This window comes from Aliiroseovarius crassostreae, from assembly GCF_001307765.1.
Taxonomy (GTDB): domain Bacteria; phylum Pseudomonadota; class Alphaproteobacteria; order Rhodobacterales; family Rhodobacteraceae; genus Aliiroseovarius; species Aliiroseovarius crassostreae.
Genome location: NZ_LKBA01000019.1, coordinates 607589 through 625830, shown reverse-complemented (window position 1 = coordinate 625830; position 18242 = coordinate 607589). Strand labels below are relative to the sequence as shown.

The following is an 18242-nucleotide window of genomic DNA, read 5'->3' as shown; positions in this document are numbered from 1 at the left end:
GCGCATGTTCAACCGACTGAAGGACTGGCGACAACTCAGCCTGCGAACATTTCGATGCCAACAAACCTTCTTGGCAGCAGCCCACATCGCCGCAACAGTCATTTGGCTCTTATGAGTCTACGCCCTAAACTCCTGATGGCGGCCTCGGTTTCTGCCCTGACTGCCACCCCCGCCATGGCTGAAAAAACTGGGTCTTGGCCGCGCCGCGACCCCGGCAGAAGTGGCCGCGTGGGATCTGGATGTCTTCCCGGACGGGTCGAACCTATGCCAAGAACTGTGTAGCGGTTCAGCACGGCGATGCGGATTTGGATTTCCGTGACCTGCCTTTCAAAGTCCCTCGCCATCAACGACTGGCCGAGCAGTTTCATACAATGCATCTTCGTTTCGACGCGACTTCGGCGGTGGTATCCGCTCCAACGTCGCCACACGGTGCGGCCCAGATATCGTTGCGCATTGACCGCATCGTTACGGGCAATCGCTCCGTCGCTCGTCGGTTTCCAGGGTTTTGCATTCTTACGTGGCGGGATCACAGCATGGGCATCTCGCGCCGCAATCGCCTCGTGGCATTTACGGGTGTCATACGCCCCGTCTGCGGTGGCACTGCCGATGTCTTGATCGGGAGGGATTTGGTTCAGGAGTTCGGGCAGCATGGGAGCATCACCGATGTTGCTGCTCGTGACTTCGACGGCCCGCACCTCGAGCGTTTCCTCGTCGACCCCAATGTGTATTTTGCGCCAGATACGGCGTTTGGAACCGCCATGCTTGCGCGCATTCCACTCGCCTTCACCCTCGGCCTTGATCCCCGTGCTATCGATAAGAAGATTCAACGGGCCAGCACCGCCACGATAGGGCAGGCTCACGTTCAGCGTTTTCTGGCGGCGGCAAAGAGTGCTGAAATCCGGCACTGACCAATCAAGCCCGACCAACTGCAGCAAGCTTTGAACGAACCCGGTTGTCTGGCGAAGCGGCATGCCGAAAAGGACCTTCAGCGTCAGACACGTTTGAATAGCGGCGTCACTGAATTGCTGTTGCCGACCGCGTTTGCCGTTTGGCGGCGGCCTCCACTCCATCTCTGGATCAAACCAGACCGACAACGATCCGCGCCGCTTCAAACTGTCATTGTAAGACGACCAATTCTTGGTCTTATATTTAGTAGGGGACCAGCTGCTCATCCCCTTCAGCTATCACGCTGGATTCATAGAGTGAATCCCATCAACCTATTTGTGCAACAAAGCCTCTCCGACCGCGACGGACAGGTGGAAGTGGGCTATCGCAAATATCCAGATGGCCCCATGCAGGAAGTTCAGGCGCTGCTCGACAGCATCGTGCGCGAAGCGGTGGCCGAGTAACGCCCCCTACCGGTATCGGAAACTGGAGAGTTGACGGCGCTTCCTTGCACAGTGAGGGTGGAGGCGCGTCAACACAAGGAGAAACGCGCCATGGAAACGGAATTTACACCTCTCGCATCCACCGTCGGGGGACTGCTGATCGGTGTTGCTTCGGTCTTTTTGATGTGGGCCCGGGGAAATATCCTTGGGGCCACAGGTATCCTGACCGGATTTCTGGCCCCACGAAACTCCAGCGATTGGGCCTGGCGTGCCGCAATCCTGGCCGGAATGCTGAGCGGGCCGTTTCTGTACCTGTTCATGGCGGGATCATTGCCGGCCATCGACGTTCCGGTCAGTCGTTTGTCGATGATCATTGGCGGGTTTGTGGTCGGGATCGGGGTGACTTACGGGTCGGGATGCACCTCTGGCCATGGTGTCTGTGGCATGGCGCGCTTTTCCCCGCGCTCGATCGTGGCCACAGCCTGTTTCATGCTGGGCACGGCCTTGATGGTCTATGTCACCCGCCACGTGATCGGAGGGTGATGCAATGCCTTTGCTGCTGATTTTTGTCATTGGTGCGATATTTGGCCTCGGGATCTCCGTGTCCGGCATGGCCAACCCCGCCAAGGTTCTGAACTTCTTTGACATTGCCGGAAGCTGGGACCCCAGCCTGGCTTTTGTTATGGGGGGCGCGCTTGCGGTCACCATTCCCGGTTACTGGTGGGTGTTTCGCCGGGGGCGCCCGGTTCTGGAGGCCAGCTTCACCCTGCCGGGCACGCGCCTGATCGACCGTAAACTGGTTCTGGGCAGCGTCACGTTCGGGCTGGGGTGGGGGCTGGCCGGGTTCTGTCCCGGGGCGGCCCTTCCTGTGCTCTCTACCGGAAATTCAGATGTGGCAATCTTTGTGCTGGCGATGCTGGCGGGGGTGTTTGTGGCGCGGTGGGCCATTGCCCGGCAGGCGCGTCTGTCCGCGTCACCCCCCGAACAAACTCCAAGCTGAGAAAGGATGTGTCATGAGCGATTATCCCATCAACACCGACCTGCCCCCTGAGGTGACGGGGTTTTTCGACCCTGCCACCAACACGATTTCCTATGTGGTGAAAGATCCGCTAAGCCGCGCCTGCGCGGTGATCGACAGCGTTATGGATATCGATTATTTCGCCGGTCGGATCACCCATGAAAATGCCGACCAGATCATTGACCATATTCAGGCGCACGACCTTGAGCTTGAGTGGTTGATCGAAACCCATGTCCATGCGGATCACCTGTCCGCCGCGCCCTATATTCAGGGCAAGCTGGGCGGCAAGCTCGGCATTGGGTCCAAAATCACCGTGGTGCAGGACGTGTTTGGAAAAATCTTCAACGAGGGGACGGAGTTTCAGCGGGACGGCAGCCAGTTCGATTGCCTGTTTGAAGAGGGCGACACCTATATGATCGGCACGATGCAGGCGTTTGTCATGCACACGCCGGGCCATACGCCTGCCTGCATGGTGCATGTGATCGGGGATGCCGCTTTTGTGGGGGATACTCTGTTCATGCCCGATGGCGGCTCGGCGCGTGCGGATTTCCCCGGTGGGGATGCAGGCGATCTTTACGATTCGATCCAGAAAGTTCTCGCCCTGCCGGACCAGATCCGTCTGTTCATGTGCCACGATTATGGCCCCAACGGGCGCGACATTCAGTGGGAAACCAGCGTTGGGGCGGAAAAGATGCACAATATCCATGTCGGAGGCGGCAAGACGAAAGAAGAATTCGTGGCCTTCCGCACGCAGCGGGATGCGCAACTTGATATGCCCAAGTTGATTATCCCTTCATTGCAGGTCAATATGCGCGCCGGAGAAATGCCACCGGCGGACAAGGATGGCCGCACCTTTCTCAAGGTGCCGGTGAATACGCTTTGACAGATTGGGAAAACCCCATCCGGTGGCGGTAAACAGGATCCTTTCGGGGAAATATGAGGGCAGCAAAATGATGGCAAAGAAGCTGAGCGACCGCGTGACCGTGGCGCCGCAAATCGCGGTGTCGGATGTGGCGGCGATCAAACAGGCCGGGTTTACGACCTTGGTCTGTAATCGACCTGATAACGAAGACCCGGGACAACCGAGCTGGGCCGAAATCGAGGCCGCCGCCAAAGCGGAAGGCATGGCAACCTCTTTCCTGCCCATGAGCAACCGCGAAGACGCCTTGAAAGTGATGGGCGAATTTACCCGGCTGATGGAGGAGGCTCCGGGGCCGATCTTTGCCTATTGCCGCTCTGGCACCCGTTGCGAAATCCTTTGGATGACCTGCGAAGCCAACCGATAACCTTTCCCGCCCCGCCCATCGGCGGGGCGTTTTCACTCCTGTTTCTCTCCCCGGATTTTCCATGTTTAATTTGATACCCTGTCGGGCGGGCCTGTCCCGCCACATTCCGATATTGGATTGGGGGCGCAGCTATCGCCGTCAGGACCTGTCGGCGGATGCCATGGCGGCAGTGATTGTGTCCATCATGCTGATCCCGCAATCTCTGGCCTATGCGCTTCTGGCCGGGTTGCCTGCGGAAATGGGGCTTTACGCCTCGATCCTTCCGCTGATTGCCTATGCGATATTTGGCAGCTCTCGTGCGCTTGCGGTGGGGCCGGTTGCGGTGGTCAGCCTGATGACGGCCGCGGCAATCGGCAAGCTGGGGCTGAGTGATCCGGCGCAGATCGCACTGGCGGCCATGACGCTGGCGTTTTTGTCGGGGGGCATTCTTCTGATCATGGGCGTGTTTCGCCTTGGTTTTCTGGCCAATTTCCTCAGCCATCCGGTGATTGCAGGGTTTATCACCGCCTCTGGCCTGCTGATTGCCGCAAGTCAGCTGAAACATATCCTTGGCATTCAGGCGAATGGTCATTCGCTGTTTCAGATCGTGTCGACGATCCTGACCCATCTGCACGAGATCAACCTGATCACCTTTGCCCTGGGAGGGGGGAGCGTGGCGTTTTTGCTTTGGGTGCGCAAGGGGCTGAAATCTGCGGCAACCCGGTTGGGCGCCAGCACGCGATTGGCAGATATTCTGACCAAAGCCGGGCCGGTTGGGGCGGTGGTCGTGACGGCCTGGCTCTCATGGCAGTTTGATTTGCAGGGACACGGGGTTGCAATTGTCGGGGCGGTGCCGCAGGGACTGCCTCCGCTGACCTCTCCCAGTTTCGATCTCGGGTTGTGGTCGGACCTGATCGGTGCGGCGCTTTTGATCTCGATCATCGGTTTTGTCGAAAGCGTATCAGTGGCCCAGACGCTGGCCACAAAGAAACGCCAGCGTATCGTGCCCGATCAGGAGCTGGTAGGGCTTGGCGCTTCGAATATCGCAGCCGCCATAAGTGGTGGGTATCCGGTCACGGGCGGGTTTGCACGTTCGGTCGTGAATTTCGATGCGGGTGCCGAAACCCCGGCTGCGGGGGCGTTCACGGCCATTGGCATCACGCTTGCCGCGCTTTTCCTGACGCCATTCCTTTATTTTCTGCCCAAGGCCACGCTGTCCGCAACGATCATTGTCGCCGTGCTCAGCCTGGTGGATTTCAAAATTCTGCGGGCAACCTGGTCGTATCATCGCGGGGATTTTGCCGCCGTTCTGGTCACCATCCTGCTGACCCTCGGGTTCGGGGTCGAGCTTGGCGTGTCTGCCGGGGTGGTTCTGTCGATTGTCCTTTACCTGCACAAAACCTCGCGCCCGCATATCGCTGAGGTCGGGTTGTTGCCCGGCACCCAGCATTTTCGCAATATCGACCGGCATGATGTCTGGACCCATCCGGCCCTTGTCACGCTGCGTCTTGATGAAAACCTCTATTTTGCCAATGCCAGATTTATCGAGGATTATCTTCTGGAGCGGGTCTCTCGGGGGCAGGTTAAGCATGTCGTCCTGATGTGTTCAGCGGTGAATGAGATTGACCTCTCAGCGCTTGAGACATTGGAGGAGCTGAACCTGCGCCTTCGGGATATGGGGATCACTCTCAGCCTTTCTGAGGTCAAGGGACCGGTCATGGACCGGTTGTCGCACACCCATTTCCTCAAATCGCTCAGTGGGGATGTCTACCTGACCCAGTTTGCGGCCATGCAGTCACTTGGACCTGTGGATGGGGGCAAAGCGTGTGGAATGCAGGACGCTGCGTCATTTTTTCGCTGAATTGAACGGTTGTGCAATTCCTGTTAAGCGGGTCACGACTGAGCCGTGGTAGAGGTTGGGAGACCCAAATGCAGATTACCGAAAACACTGTTGCCGTCGTATCCGGTGGGGCGTCAGGCCTGGGGGGCACCGTTGCCCGTACACTTGCCAAAGCCGGGGCCAAAGTTGGAATTTTTGACCTAAACGAAGATGCCGGGCAGGCCATGGCCGCAGAAATTGGTGGTGCCTTTGCCAAGGTGGATGTGTCCGACGCGGCGTCTGTGGCTGCGGGGTTTGAAACGCTGCGCTCAGCCCATGGTCAGGAACGGATCATGGTGAACTGCGCCGGGATTGCACCTGCGGCCAAGACCCAGTCCAAGGGCGTGGCCCATGATGCGGCCCTGTTTGCGAAAGTCATTGCCGTGAACATGATTGGTACGTTCAACTGCGCCAGTCAGGCGGCGGCTGGCATGGCCTCTGCCGATCCGGTTACCGAGGATGGAGAACGGGGTGTCATTGTGAGTACCGCCTCCATTGCAGCGTTTGACGGGCAAATTGGTCAGCTGGCCTACGCGTCGTCAAAAGGGGGGGTCGTGGGCATGACCCTGCCGATGGCGCGCGACCTGATGCGCGACGGCATCCGCGTGATGGCCATTGCGCCTGGAATTTTCAAAACGCCCATGGTGGCGGGGCTTCCGCAGGAAGTTCAGGACAGCCTTGGCGCGCAGGTCCCATTCCCGTCCCGTCTGGGCGATCCGAATGAGTTTGCCGCTCTGGCCCGGCATATTGTGGAAAACCCGATGCTGAATGGTGAGGTGATCCGCCTGGATGGAGCAATCCGCATGGCGCCGCGCTGACCCCAAAATCTTTCGGGATTGGAAAAGCGGGTTTCGGCCCGCTTTTTTCGTTTGTGGCGGGGTGTCACGTCGATAAATACATTTTTAGACAAGTTCCGATTATTTTTAATTTGGAAACAATTCTCCATTTAGTCGTTTTTTAGAGATTTCCCTCCAGCCTGCCCTTGAAGGATCGCTGTATGGAGGTTGGAAATGTTTGGTATTGCGCTGGTTTTGCCATTGCTTGGTCTGGCTCTGGGAATGATGGGAAGCCTTGAGGAGGTGAGTGACAAACCTTCGGAAGGTGATGATCTCATTGATAAAAGCTCGCAGGACGTGGGGGCGGATCTTCTGGCTTATGCTGGGGATGACACGGTGGTCGGCACCGAAGGCGACGATTTCATTTCTGTCGGGGACGGTGATGATGTTGCCATTGGCGGAGGTGGAGAAGATGTGATTGAAGGGGGGGCAGGGGATGACTTCCTGTCTGGCAATACGCTGGGCGAAACCTATGGTGAAGTGTTTGATGATCATGCTCCTGACCTTCTGAAAGGAGGAGAGGGGAACGACACGCTGATCGGCTATGGTGATGAAACGCTGATCGGGGGCGCAGGCGCGGACAGCCTTCATCTTATTCATGACATGAATAATGATGCTGTTCCCAGTATCGAAGGTTTTGATCCGGATGAAGACCAGATTATTATTTACCTTCAGGGTGTTGGCGATGGAGACGAGGTAGAGGTCAGTGCCGAGACGACGCCTGAGGGGATAGCTTTGACCATTCAGGCCGGGGAGGATGAGGCAATTGTTCATGTGGCCGGGGACAACCTGACCACGCAGGGAATGGATTTCAGTTTCTTGAAGCTAAAAGTTGCGGAAATGCCAACCGCGGCTTGAGAGTGCAAGACCCGCAGGACATAACTGTTTTTGACTGGGAAACGATGCGCCATACTTTTGCCCGATTTTAACATTGTCAACCTCTGGCTAGCTCTTTACTTTCTATCCACAATTGAAAAGTGAAATTGGAGAGAAGACATGTTGTGGTTGTTTGCCCTGATCCCCCTGGTTGCAGGTGGCTTTATCATCGACAGTTGGTCCGACAATGATGATGAGGTGGAGGATGCTGAAACTCCTGATGTGACAGTGACCGACGGTGATGGCAACGGGCCTGTGACGATCAACGGCAGTTCAGATGCTGATGAGGTCAACGAACAAAACAGCAAGAAGGATATTGTGGCAACTCTACGTAGTGGCGACGATAATGCAATCACGGGCGCGGGAGATGACGAGATCTACGGTGGTGCGGGCAATGATGCCCTTTTGGCCGGGGCGGGGAATGACCTGCTGAGCGGCGGCAAAGGCAACGATATTCTGGTTGGCGGCGAAGGCGAAGATCAGTTGTTTGGTCACGAAGGCGCTGACGCGCTTTGGGGCGGGGGCTTTTCGTCGGATGACGAGGTTTTGATCGATGACCTTGCAGCGGATACCTTGTCCGGAGGGTGGGGGGCAGACATCCTGATCGGCGGGGCATCCGACGTTCTGACAGGCGGCGAAAAAGCCGATACGTTCTACGCGATCCAAAACAGCGCCGAAGAAGGTAACGCGCCGGTTGTGACCGATTTCGAGAGCGGTTTGGATACTCTTGGGGTGATCGTTGAAGACGATGACCCGTCCCCCGATCATGTCAGTTTCCAGGAAAATGCTGATGGGACCGGCGTCGACATGTTCTACCGCTCGGTAAAGGTAATGACGCTTGAAGGCCGCGCGGTGGAGGATTTTGCAAATGTCGTCGTTGATGTGGTTGTGGTAAACGCGCAAAACGCAGCCTGATCCAGCAAGGCCTGCCCGCAAAATTTTCTGGGCGGGTCTTGATCTTGAAACGGGCACTCCATTTACATTTATTAACTGAAAACCTGAGCCGGTGGTGGTGCATGCTGATGGCTTGAACTCTGACCCAGTTCAAGAAAGCCTATAGCTCTCCGATGCTTCCCTGTGCCAAAAAAAGAGGGGCGTGACCCCGAAACTGAGCTACCCCCCGAAATTCGGACACTGACGTTGGCTACGATTTGCGGTCTGCTGATCTTCGACGAAGAGGAGATCAGAGAGGTCGAAACGGAAGCAGCATTCGCCTGAGTTCAAGGCGAAGGTGGCGCTTGAGGCGCTGAAGGGTGAGCAGACGGTTGCCGAGCTGGCGAGCCGGTTCAGGGTTCATCCGACGATGATCCACACATGGAAGCAGGCATTGCTGGAAGGTGCGTCCGGCGTATTCGAGCGCGGCGGCAGGAAAGCCCCCGAGATTGACGAAGAGCAGGAGAGAGAACTGCATGCCAAGATCGGGGAACTGGCTGTGGCCAACGATTTTTTGTCACGAAAGCTCAAACCGTGGACCGGCAAGTGAGGCGCTCGATGGTTGAGCCTGCCAATCGCGATCTGTCGATCGGCAAGCAGTGCAAGCTGCTGTCGATCTCGCGGTCGTCGTTCTACTATCGGCCCAAGGGCGAGACGGCGCTGAACCTGATGCTGATGCGCCAGATCGATGAGCAGTTCCTGGAAACGCCATTCTTCGGGGTCCAGCAAATGACCTGGCATCTGCGCAACGAAGGCCATCTGGTGAATGAGAAACGCATATGTCGGCTCATGCGGTTGATGGGCCTCATGCCGGTCTACCAGAAGCCCAACACCCGCTGCCCTCTCGCACATGCTAGGGCGTAGACCTATAAACGCTGATGTGATTCAAGATGTGAAATCTGGGAGGTTTCATGTCGTCGCATTTCTGGCTCACCGAAGAACAGTACAATAAAATCAGGCCCTTGCTGCCCAATACGCCGCGCGGTGTTCCGCGTGTCGACGACCGGCGCGTGTTATCGGGCATCATTTTCTGCATTCAGCGAGGCTATCGCTGGTCCGATGTGCCGCCGGAATATGGCCCCGCCAAGACGCTCTACAACCGCTACAAACGCTGGTCTGAAGCAGGCGTTTTCGAGCATGTGTTCGAAACTTTGGTGCGGGAGACGGCAGATCTTTCCACGCTGATGATCGACGCCAGCCATGTCAAAACGCATCGCATCGCAGCCAATGGTGCCAAAAAAACACCGGCGAAGGACGGGATATCGGCAAGACAAAAGGCGGGTTGAATTCAAAGCTGCATCTGACCGCAGGCATCGAGCCGATATTACCCATGCGACTCAATGCCTTGAGCCATATGTTGCCAGGGGAACCACCGTCATTGCAGACCGAGGTTGCGACGCAAATCACCTGCGCGACTGGCTGAGCGACGCCAAGGCAACCGCCTGCATCCCGCCTCGAAAGAACCGCAAAATGCAATTCGAATATGACGCAGACCTCTCCAAAACCCGCAACATCGTCGAGCGCATGTTCAACCGACTGAAGGACTGGCGACAACTCAGCCTGCGAACATTTCGATGCCAACAAACCTTCTTGGTAGCAGCCCACATCGCCGCAACAGTCATTTGGCTCTTATGAGTCTACGCCCTAAGCATGTGCAAGAGGGGGCAGGGCCGCGAAGGGGCACAAGACCTACCCCTATCTGCTCAGGGGGCTACACGTGACACGCCTGAACCAGGTCTGGGCAGGGGGCATCACCTATACTTGCCGATGCGGCGTAGGGTCCTGTATCTGGTGGCGATCATGGATTGGCACACGCGCAAGGTGTTGGCTTGGCGCATCTCGAATACGCTGGAGGCCGAGTTCTGCCCCTCTCGGCAGATTTGCGTAGCAAATCGCCTGTCGGGCAACGGTACGAGGCACTGAAGGAGGCTATCGCCCGCTTCGGCCCGCCAGAGATCATGAACACCGATCAGGGTTCGCAGTTCACGTCCTTTGTCTGGACCGACCAGCTGCGCCGATCCGGCGTCCGCATCTCCCCTCTCGGCAGATGGATCAAGTTCTACAACCGCAAGCGCCCTCATTCCGCCCTTGGCGGCAAACCCCTGGCCGTGGTCTATTGGCTGAGAAAAGACGACAACCAACCCGATCAGCAGGAGTAAAGAGTAGCTTAACTTACGCCAAATCTTGTCCAACAATCGGGGAGTACCGTGTAGGCGGTTGCCTTTGACGATCCCGTCGCGTAATGGGGGCTCGGGATCCGTCTGGCCCTTATCGCCAAGCTAGGCTTGGTTCGCACGGATGTGATCGGCCCGGAAATCAAGCTGATAACCACTGACAATATAACCCAAATCCCGGTTCCCCTTTCTCCAGCGGGACTCAATCTCGGGCTTGAATAATTTTCGAAATAAAGTGAATTTCCCCTCTTGCAGCGGGAAACGGCGAAAGCTATACACCGGCTCAGTTCCGGCGTAGCTCAGCGGTAGAGCAGTTGACTGTTAATCAATTGGTCGTAGGTTCGATCCCTACCGCCGGAGCCATAAAAAGCCCTTAAGTCACAATGACTTGAGGGCTTTTTTGTGTGAACTTTGTCCCCAAATTGCCTCTCTTATCTTTTGCTCATCGGTTCCACGAACCAAACAGATTTCGGCAACTGGGGGCAGATGCGTCAAATCGTAAAAAAGACCGCATCAAATAAGCGCCATACTACCCCTTTCTACGCTTCTGTTCTTAGGCGTGGAAAACATCAAGCTCACATGATCAGGTTTGCGGTTTTCTGGGGCGTCATGATGAACCCCGCGAAAACCCCAAAGCATGATCACATCAAAACCAAGTGCCGGAAAGGAGAAGAAAGGCGCTCTTGAAGCCAGTCACGCTCGGTTGGTTGGCATAGCACAGGAGGATTCCCATGTGCATTTTTTCCCTGAACCCGCTCCGCGAAGTCCAGAACTTTACCTACCAGCACGATCAGGCGCTGCAGAGCGCATCGCTCGTCCTGGCAGGACAGTTTGCGTTGAAACGCACCCAATCCCTGCTGGATGAAATTCGTAGCGCCAATGCGATGACACGCCGTCTCCAGCGCGGCATCGTCGAACTGCACAAGCTGCTTTCTCTATACTACGTGCACGACGAAAATCGTATCGAGGCGGCATACTTTGCGGATCTGGATCCCAGCGATCCTTATGTCGAAGAGATTTGCCTACTGACCGAGGCACTCACCGACCTTCTGTATCGTATCGACTGCGCCCCTGGGCAGCCGCTCTCTGACTACCTTCTTGCTGCCTGAAGCAGCGTTTCCGGTCGGTTCACTCAAAGCCGACCGCTTGAGAATTCAGCGTCTCGCTGGGTTCGGAGGTCATGCGATCACCTCGACCCATTGGGGCTGGTTTTCATCTTCGATGAACACAAGCCGGTAGGTGTGAATCTGATCCGTGTCAGCGTCCTTCCAATGCACCTCACTGCCGTCGCGTGCACCTGCGTTCCGCAATGCTCTCATAGCCGCTTTAAGCTTTTCATTCATGGTATTACCTTTCGAATGGTTCTGGGTTGCGCCGTGTTGGCCTGCCCTTTGTCCCCGAAAGTGAGTCCCGTGGAAAAACAGCCAGTTCAAACTCCGTGTTTCGAGGAAGTCTTTCTCGACTTCCTGCGCCTTCGCTTCGAGTTCGAGCCGCTGCCCCACTACGTCATGGCGGCAATCCACGTCTGCGACGAGACAACGGTTCTGTAAGAAGGACCAGTGCCGTTGCTACGCCAATTGTGCATGGTGCCAGGCGAGACCGAAAGGTATGTGGCAGCGACCTCGGTTGTCATCCAAGGGGTGTCAGTTTGTGGGTTGCTCATGCTGATAACTCCAATATCCAGATGCGTCCAAATGGACAGCGATGAAATCAGGTTATCAGCTTGCAAGGTCTTGATATGCCAACGTGTTAAGGCATCGCGCCATCATTCACGCAACACCGGCCTTGGCCAAAACCAAATCTTCAAAAGTTTGAGAATGGGGCCGAAGGGCTTCAACCAAATGCGTCTGATGCACATACCCACCAGAGGCACCTGGAAGCCGTTGACCCAACAGAAGCGCCCCTTCGGTATATGGAACGCCTGCAGCAATCATCAGCGTTCTGGCGTGGTGACGAAGTGCGTGCGGAGACGGAACACCAGCCCGCTTTGGTTCTGCAACGTGGCCTGTGGCTGATCCCGGTGACGGCCAGGCCGCGAATGACCGAGGAACTGAAGGACGTCGGTGTCGATGTCGGGCACCGGCGCGTCGGTCGCTTGATGCGCGAAAACGGGATTACCGTTGAGAGAACACGCAAGTTCAAGGCGACCACAGACAGCGATCACACGTTCAACATCGCGCCAAACCTGCTGGAGCGTGACTTCACAGCGGAGCGACCCAACCAGAAATGGGCGGGCGATATCAGCTATATCTGGACCCGCGAGGGTTGGCTTTACCTGGCCGTCGTTCTGGGCCTGCATTCTCGACGTGTGATCGGCTGGGCAGTCAGCAATCGCATGAAGCGCGATTTGGCGATCCGGGCGTTGAAGATGGCGGTAGCATTCAGGACTCCGCCGAAAGGCTGCATCTTCCACAGCGATCGCGGCAGCCAATACTGTTCGCATGACTATCAGAAAATCCTGCGCCAGCATGGCTTCAAAGTCTCCATGAGCGGAAAAGGAAATTGTTATGACAATGCAGCCGTCGAGATGTTCTTCAAAACCAACAAGGCCGAACTGATCTGGCGACGGTCATGGGAAACACGACGGCAGGCTGAGATGGCGATCTTTGAATGCATCAACGGGTTCTATAATCCGCGCCGCCGTCACTCAGCACTGGGCTGGAAAAGCCCCGTGGCATTCGAACGGAAGCTGGCTTAAACGAGCACTTGGCGCGGCACGAAAGCGCGACAGGTCCAGCTCACGGTTAATTAATGAGGCGAACGGTTTATAACCAAGTTACCTCGCCATCCGATTGTTCACAAACAGTGTTTTCTCTGACGAATAGCCTAGCTTTTAAACTCTCAAGTTGAACAGTTTGCATCAACGTTTCCCTATCTATTGAAGCTAATGCGGAGTTAGCACTCAAAACGCGCATCATGTTCCCGAGATCAACCAAGGTTTGCTGTAGTCGATCAATATCTTGTAATATCTGGAGTTCGACAAAAAGATCGGGGTGCTGAGCTTTTTCCAACAGTGATGAGATGGCCCACTGAATTTCTTTGCTCAAGGCTGCCAGCGTGCAGAGTTCTGTAGATGCTGCAGACAAAGTCTCTTGTATTACAAGCTTGTTAGGGTGATGAGGTGGTGTATCTATTCCCATAGCTCAGCCCCTCACAGCCTGCCAACAATTGCTTCAATTGCGCCGCGAAGCTGATCTAGCTGGAAAGGCTTTTTTACGAAATTGTTCATGCCGAGTTTTTTGCCATACTCAATTATTTCCCGATCTGCCTTGCCTGTAATCAGCAAGAAACCTACCCCCCTTGTCTGGGGTGTCGAGCGAAGAGCATGAAGCAATTGCAAACCGTTCATCCCTGGCATGTTCATGTCTGAGATGACCAGATGGACCGGCCATGTAGAAATTTTCTGCAAAGCATCCTGACCGTCGCTTGCAGTCTCAATCTGTCTCACACCAAATGCTTCCAGAGCTTGGGTAATGATACCGCGACTTGTGGACATGTCATCCACAACAATTATTCGCAGTTGATCTCTAAGTGCCATTTAATCCTGCCTTTTTGAAGGATGCATTTCGTTTTGCAAACGATATGCTGTGGTGCCAAATGTTCTGAATTTGTTTTGGTGGCTGTCCGAGATCCGTTCTGAGTGCCCAAGAAATAGCCACCCGCCCGGCCGAAGAGCGTTGGCGAATTTTTCCCACAGGATATCCTGAGTTTTCTGATCGAAATAGATCACGACGTTTCGGCAAAATATAACGTCAAACTTTCCTTTCATGGGCCAGCGTTCTAGGAGGTTTAGTTGGCGATAAGAAATCAGGTCCAAAATTGTACTTTTGCTTTTCCAAACCAAATCGTGGTTCTTGTTTTGACTGACCCGGGAAAAGTATTTTTCGGCCAGATGATGTGGCACGCCTTCCATCATTCTTTCTGAATACTCTGATGACTGGGCAAAGCGGATGACGCGGGGGTCAATATCAGTGGCCAAAATTTTGAGATTTTGGGCGCGGTTAGCTAATCCACTTTCTCGAAGTGTGATTGCCAAAGAAAGCGGCTCCTGTCCGTTCGAACAGCCGGCCGACCAAAATCGAATGGGTTCTTGCGCACAATCGGATTGTATGAGGGAGGGGATCACCTCATGAGAAAGGATATCAAAGTGATGTTTTTCGCGGAAAAAGTACGACACGTTGGTGGTGAGTGCTGAGATTAGTTCAGATCTTTCTTGCATTCCTCCAGAGCTTAAGAAGTAGTCGCAGTAGTCACAAAAACTATTGAAGTTGAGATCCCTGAGGCGTCGGGCCAATCTTGTACGGACCATTGCCGTCTTGCTTGAGGAAATTGATAACCCGGCGGTCTCGTAAGCAAATTTGACGATGCGTTGAAAGGAATGCTCGTCCAGTGTCGGCCCCGAGAGATTCTGTGTGCTATGATGATGCTCAACAGTCACGCGGCTTCCTCGTTGGTTTCTGGAAGCACCGCATTGAGATCAAGGATGCGGATCATGCGATCTTCCACAATTGTAAGCGCGGAAACAAAGTTGCGCTTCTGGTCTGCACGCATCTCAGGGGGGGGCTGCATGTCCTGTTCGGAAATTGCCAGGATGTCTGATACGGCATCGACAACCAAGCCAACGGTGCGCTCACCGATTGCTACGACAATAATAACATTGCGCTCGGTGTTTTTGTCTTCATGCATGCCAAGTCGCTTTGCCAAATCCACAATAGGCAGCACTGTCCCTCGAAGATTGATTACCCCTTTCACATAGTTTGGGGCATGGGGTAGGGAGGTTGCCTGTGCGCCGCCGCGAATTTCGCGAACACTCATGATATCGACTGAATAGTCTTGTCCGCCGACCAGAAATGATAGGAGCTCAATTTCGCTGCCATCGCTATGGGTGTCGAGGTTTTTTGTAGCTTCAGTCATGGGGTCATCCTGCGATTGTGGCATGGGTGGAGGCTGGGCGCGTACGTCCACTGGCTTTGGAAACAAGGTCGACCGGGTCGAGGATCAGTGCAATTTTGCCGTCGCCGAGGATCGTTGCGGCCGCAATTCCTGGAACACGGCCATAGCTGTCTTGCAGCCCCTTGATGACAACCTGACGCTGATCGTCAATTGCATCGACCACTAGGGCTGCACGCGAGCCATCCTCTTGTGTGATGAGCAATGCTACGGTGCCCGTGTAGCTGTCCAATGGCTCGCGATAACCAAGTTCTGCACCCAGATCGAGTAGCGGGACGAATGTGTTTCGGATGTTCACCACTTGTGTTTCCGGGCCAAACTCTTTCAGATCAGGACCCGTAAGAGTGAGTGTTTCCAAGATGGAATTTAGAGGGACAACCAGGGTTTCCTTCGCCACGGTGACGATCATGCCGTCCAAAACTGCAAGAGTTAGGGGGAGCGAAATGGAGAAGGTTGTTCCTTTACCTTGTTCGGAGGAAATCGAGATCCTCCCCCCCAGTGCCTGGATGGCACTGCGGACAACGTCCATTCCGACACCGCGCCCCGAAAGGTTGGAAACCTCGGAGGCCGTCGAAAACCCTGGTAAAAACAGAAGGTTGTCAATTTCGCTTTCCGTGAGCTGCAGATCTGCGGGAACCAAGCCTTTCTCTACCGCGAGTTTATGAACCTTTTCGCGGTTGATGCCGGCCCCGTCATCAGAGACTTCTATGACCACACGGCCAGACCGATGGGTCGCAGACAGTGAAACTTGTCCTTGAGAGGGTTTCCCACGAGCTTCGCGGTCCCTGTTCTCTTCCAGACCATGATCGACTGCATTTCGGATCATGTGCGTCAAGGGATCAGCCAGCCGCTCGATGACCGTCTTATCAACCTCTGTATTCTCACCATCCGTGTTGAGGCGGACATCCTTCCCAATCGCGGCTGATGCTTCACGGACAATACGCCCCATGCGTTGAAAGAGAGATTTGACGGGCTGCGCCCTAATCATCATCACGCTTTCCTGGATGTCGCGGGTCAATTGCAGGAACTCTTCGAGACCAGTGCGCACTGTTGAATTTGGGGGCAGCCCAGCTTCTTCGACACTTTGTGTCAGCATTGCTTGATTGATCACAATTTCTCCAACCAGATTGACCAACCGGTCAATGCGTTCGAGATCGACCCGCACCGTTGCCCGCGGGGTTGTGCTGCCAGACGCGGGCTTTGTGGGGCCCTTCGGAAGGGTAACCGGGGAGGGGCGCTTAGGTTCAGCTGTTGGAGGAGAAACCGGTGCAGTCTGGTCGCCGTCTGTGGCGGACTTTTGCTCCTCTGGGGGCTCCTGGGGCATTGAGAAACTTTCGGATGTTGAAAGTGCTGCGGGCAGTGGAGGGAGGTCTGGAAATGGCGGGTTGCCACCAGTGGTCAGGTTTTCAAATGGCGGCAGGTCATTGCAGAGAGATGAGAGGGGGGCATCCAGGGTTGAGACTTCCAGGATGCAGATGCCTTCAACGAACTCAAAAACTTCGGTGACGGCTGTTTCGGCCTCTGACGTTTCCAGTTTGATCTTCCAGGTCATGTGCCCTGTTTCGGGATCGAGATCTTCAAGGCTTGGGAGGCCGTCACTCTCACACGATACCTCAATATCGCCCAGATCGCGAAGGGCCCGGAGCAGGAAAAGGGGTTCATTTCCAAGTGCGTAAAGCTCATTTTCTGGGTTGAAAGTTATTTGATAGCCGGGTGTGGGAGACGCTGGGTCAGCTGTTTCAAACGAAGACAGATCCAGGGACAGCGCCATGGGCTGGAAATCAACGTCTTCTTCCTGTTGCGAAGCTGTGTCTCCCACCAGTTTGGAAAGATTGGCGACTGCGGGTGCGGTTCGACTTACCTCGTGGGGGTCGCCATCGCGCGCTTCACGGATAAGGTCAGCCAAAAGATCGCTGCATTGGAAAAAGAGCTTGAGCACATTCTGGTCGGCGATGAGTTTGCCTGTGCGAACCTCGTCCAATGCGGTTTCGAAATGGTGGGCGAATTCTACCAAGTTGTCCAATCCAAAGGCGCCGGCGCCGCCTTTGATTGAATGAACTGCACGGAAAACAACATTGACCGTCTCGCTGTCTGACTGCCCGTCATCCATTTCCTGCAAACCATCCTGCAGACCTTCCAGGAGTTCTTCACATTCGATGAAAAAGGAAGCCTTGATTTCAGCCATCGGATCCGACATGTGCCTTACCCCGCTACCATTTTGAGAGCTTTGACAAGTTTGTCAGGGTCAAAGGGTTTGACGATCCAGCCGGTGGCTCCGGCTGAGCGGGCACGTGATTTCATGTCTTCTGCGCTTTCGGTGGTCAGTACAAGAATGGGGATTGCCTTGAACCTGTCCTGCGCACGCACGGCATCAATGAAGCCAAATCCGTCAAGGCGGGGCATATTGATATCGGTGATGATCGCATCGGGCGGGGCAATATCCTCAAGCACCTCAAGCCCATGCATTCCATCTTCCGCAAGATGGGCGTCTATCCCCTGGCTTTTCAGGGTCAGTTTGAGCATATCCCGCATTGTGCGACTGTCATCCACTGCCAGAACTTGCATGTTACACGGCCTCCCATTGGCAAATCGTCTTTGAAGAAAAGCCCAGCAGGATCATTTGGTCTTCGCACTCGTTTGAGGCGTTGATCAGATCCAGCGTTTTCCCGTCGGCAGCCCATGTTTTGGCTGCGGCACGAATGACCTGCAGGCCAAGTGCGCCCAGATGGGTAACCCCAGCTGCGTCCAAGGTCAGGTCCTGTCCGCGCAGTTCTAAAATGGCGTCCTTTAGCGGGGCTGCAGCGCGCAAGTCGAGCTTTGGGTCAAGGGAAAGTGTTGTGTCGCTCATGTCGGGGCCCCCGCAGCATGGGTGCAAATCTGTGTCACAATTCGCCCTTTTCTGTTCCAGTTGAAACAGATGTAAAACAGTGGGAGTTAAAAAATGGCTTACGACAACAGCAATTTCCCGCGAAGAGCAGCCCCC

19 protein-coding genes, 1 tRNA gene and 5 pseudogenes are annotated in these 18242 nt (G+C 55.2%); 16 read left to right on the top strand and 9 right to left on the bottom strand.

All coding sequences use genetic code 11. The features are described 5' to 3' along the window. Positions 1–248: 248 nt before the first annotated feature. Positions 249–1172 (bottom strand): annotated as a pseudogene (locus AKJ29_RS15755) (IS5 family transposase); the annotation flags it as partial. A gap of 30 nt (positions 1173–1202) precedes the next feature. Between AKJ29_RS15755 and AKJ29_RS19520 the strand changes: the two are divergent. From AKJ29_RS19520 to AKJ29_RS15685, 15 genes and pseudogenes are all read left to right on the top strand, one after another. Continuing rightward, positions 1203–1349, top strand: coding sequence for a hypothetical protein (locus AKJ29_RS19520; protein WP_409360040.1), 147 nt, complete (start codon positions 1203–1205; stop codon positions 1347–1349). Between the two features lie 90 nt (positions 1350–1439). After that, on the top strand, positions 1440–1871 hold the full coding sequence (locus tag AKJ29_RS15750; RefSeq protein ID WP_055192416.1) for a YeeE/YedE family protein: 432 nt from the start codon (positions 1440–1442) through the stop codon (positions 1869–1871). A gap of 4 nt (positions 1872–1875) precedes the next feature. Beyond that, complete coding sequence (locus tag AKJ29_RS15745; RefSeq protein ID WP_055192414.1) at positions 1876–2328, top strand: YeeE/YedE family protein; 453 nt, start codon at positions 1876–1878, stop codon at positions 2326–2328. Between the two features lie 13 nt (positions 2329–2341). Continuing rightward, positions 2342–3229 carry an MBL fold metallo-hydrolase gene (locus AKJ29_RS15740; protein ID WP_055192412.1) on the top strand — a complete coding sequence of 296 codons (888 nt, stop codon included), beginning with the start codon at positions 2342–2344 and terminating at the stop codon, positions 3227–3229. A 67-nt stretch (positions 3230–3296) separates the two neighbouring features. Then, the gene (locus tag AKJ29_RS15735; protein WP_139231508.1) at positions 3297–3632 is read left to right on the top strand and encodes a protein tyrosine phosphatase family protein; all 336 of its coding nucleotides are present in this window, start codon (positions 3297–3299) and stop codon (positions 3630–3632) included. A 61-nt stretch (positions 3633–3693) separates the two neighbouring features. After that, positions 3694–5472 carry a SulP family inorganic anion transporter gene (locus tag AKJ29_RS15730; RefSeq protein ID WP_055192408.1) on the top strand — a complete coding sequence of 593 codons (1779 nt, stop codon included), beginning with the start codon at positions 3694–3696 and terminating at the stop codon, positions 5470–5472. Between the two features lie 68 nt (positions 5473–5540). Further along, positions 5541–6308 (top strand): SDR family NAD(P)-dependent oxidoreductase, encoded by a 768-nt coding sequence (locus AKJ29_RS15725; RefSeq protein WP_055192407.1) that lies wholly within the window; start codon positions 5541–5543, stop codon positions 6306–6308. A gap of 192 nt (positions 6309–6500) precedes the next feature. After that, the gene (locus tag AKJ29_RS15720) at positions 6501–7184 is read left to right on the top strand and encodes a calcium-binding protein (RefSeq protein ID WP_055192405.1); all 684 of its coding nucleotides are present in this window, start codon (positions 6501–6503) and stop codon (positions 7182–7184) included. 138 nt (positions 7185–7322) lie between these two features. Further along, the gene (locus AKJ29_RS20450; protein WP_055192402.1) at positions 7323–8117 is read left to right on the top strand and encodes a calcium-binding protein; all 795 of its coding nucleotides are present in this window, start codon (positions 7323–7325) and stop codon (positions 8115–8117) included. 292 nt (positions 8118–8409) lie between these two features. After that, positions 8410–8685 (top strand): annotated as a pseudogene (locus AKJ29_RS15710) (transposase); the annotation flags it as partial. 8 nt (positions 8686–8693) lie between these two features. Continuing rightward, positions 8694–8999: an IS3 family transposase gene (locus tag AKJ29_RS15705; protein ID WP_082392634.1), complete on the top strand. Its 306-nt coding sequence runs from the start codon at positions 8694–8696 to the stop codon at positions 8997–8999. Between the two features lie 47 nt (positions 9000–9046). Next, positions 9047–9770: pseudogene (locus AKJ29_RS19025) on the top strand (IS5 family transposase). Positions 9771–9816: 46 nt separating this feature from the next. Then, positions 9817–10294, top strand: a pseudogene (locus tag AKJ29_RS19515) (transposase); the annotation flags it as partial. 303 nt (positions 10295–10597) lie between these two features. After that, positions 10598–10672, top strand: a tRNA-Asn gene (locus AKJ29_RS15690). Positions 10673–11040: 368 nt separating this feature from the next. After that, entirely contained in the window at positions 11041–11418 is a 378-nt protein-coding gene (locus AKJ29_RS15685) for a hypothetical protein (RefSeq protein WP_139231511.1), read from the top strand. Positions 11419–11487: 69 nt separating this feature from the next. On the opposite strand, the gene AKJ29_RS19755 is transcribed toward AKJ29_RS15685, so the two are convergent. Continuing rightward, complete coding sequence (locus AKJ29_RS19755) at positions 11488–11652, bottom strand: hypothetical protein (RefSeq protein ID WP_161805458.1); 165 nt, start codon at positions 11650–11652, stop codon at positions 11488–11490. A gap of 686 nt (positions 11653–12338) precedes the next feature. Between AKJ29_RS19755 and AKJ29_RS15675 the strand changes: the two are divergent. Then, positions 12339–13007, top strand: a pseudogene (locus AKJ29_RS15675) (IS3 family transposase); the annotation flags it as partial. A 67-nt stretch (positions 13008–13074) separates the two neighbouring features. On the opposite strand, the gene AKJ29_RS15670 reads toward AKJ29_RS15675, so the two are convergent. Genes AKJ29_RS15670 through AKJ29_RS15640 form a run of 7 tightly spaced genes read right to left on the bottom strand, consistent with a single transcriptional unit; the run spans position 13075 to position 18107 of the window. Next, positions 13075–13449: a hypothetical protein gene (locus AKJ29_RS15670; RefSeq protein WP_055192391.1), complete on the bottom strand. Its 375-nt coding sequence runs from the start codon at positions 13447–13449 to the stop codon at positions 13075–13077. 11 nt (positions 13450–13460) lie between these two features. Beyond that, positions 13461–13847, bottom strand: coding sequence for a response regulator (locus AKJ29_RS15665; protein ID WP_055192389.1), 387 nt, complete (start codon positions 13845–13847; stop codon positions 13461–13463). Next, positions 13848–14747 (bottom strand): CheR family methyltransferase, encoded by a 900-nt coding sequence (locus AKJ29_RS19015; RefSeq protein ID WP_074963813.1) that lies wholly within the window; start codon positions 14745–14747, stop codon positions 13848–13850. It lies immediately after the preceding gene. Beyond that, positions 14744–15223 (bottom strand): chemotaxis protein CheW, encoded by a 480-nt coding sequence (locus tag AKJ29_RS15655; RefSeq protein ID WP_055192504.1) that lies wholly within the window; start codon positions 15221–15223, stop codon positions 14744–14746. Before AKJ29_RS15655 ends, AKJ29_RS19015 begins: the two co-directional genes overlap by 4 nt. A 4-nt stretch (positions 15224–15227) precedes the next feature. Continuing rightward, positions 15228–17456 carry a chemotaxis protein CheA gene (locus AKJ29_RS15650; protein ID WP_082392633.1) on the bottom strand — a complete coding sequence of 743 codons (2229 nt, stop codon included), beginning with the start codon at positions 17454–17456 and terminating at the stop codon, positions 15228–15230. A gap of 5 nt (positions 17457–17461) precedes the next feature. Next, entirely contained in the window at positions 17462–17824 is a 363-nt protein-coding gene (locus AKJ29_RS15645) for a response regulator (RefSeq protein ID WP_055192385.1), read from the bottom strand. A 1-nt stretch (position 17825) separates the two neighbouring features. Beyond that, positions 17826–18107, bottom strand: a complete 282-nt coding sequence (locus tag AKJ29_RS15640) for an STAS domain-containing protein (protein WP_055192383.1) — start codon at positions 18105–18107, stop codon at positions 17826–17828. Between the last annotated feature and the right edge of the window lie 135 nt (positions 18108–18242).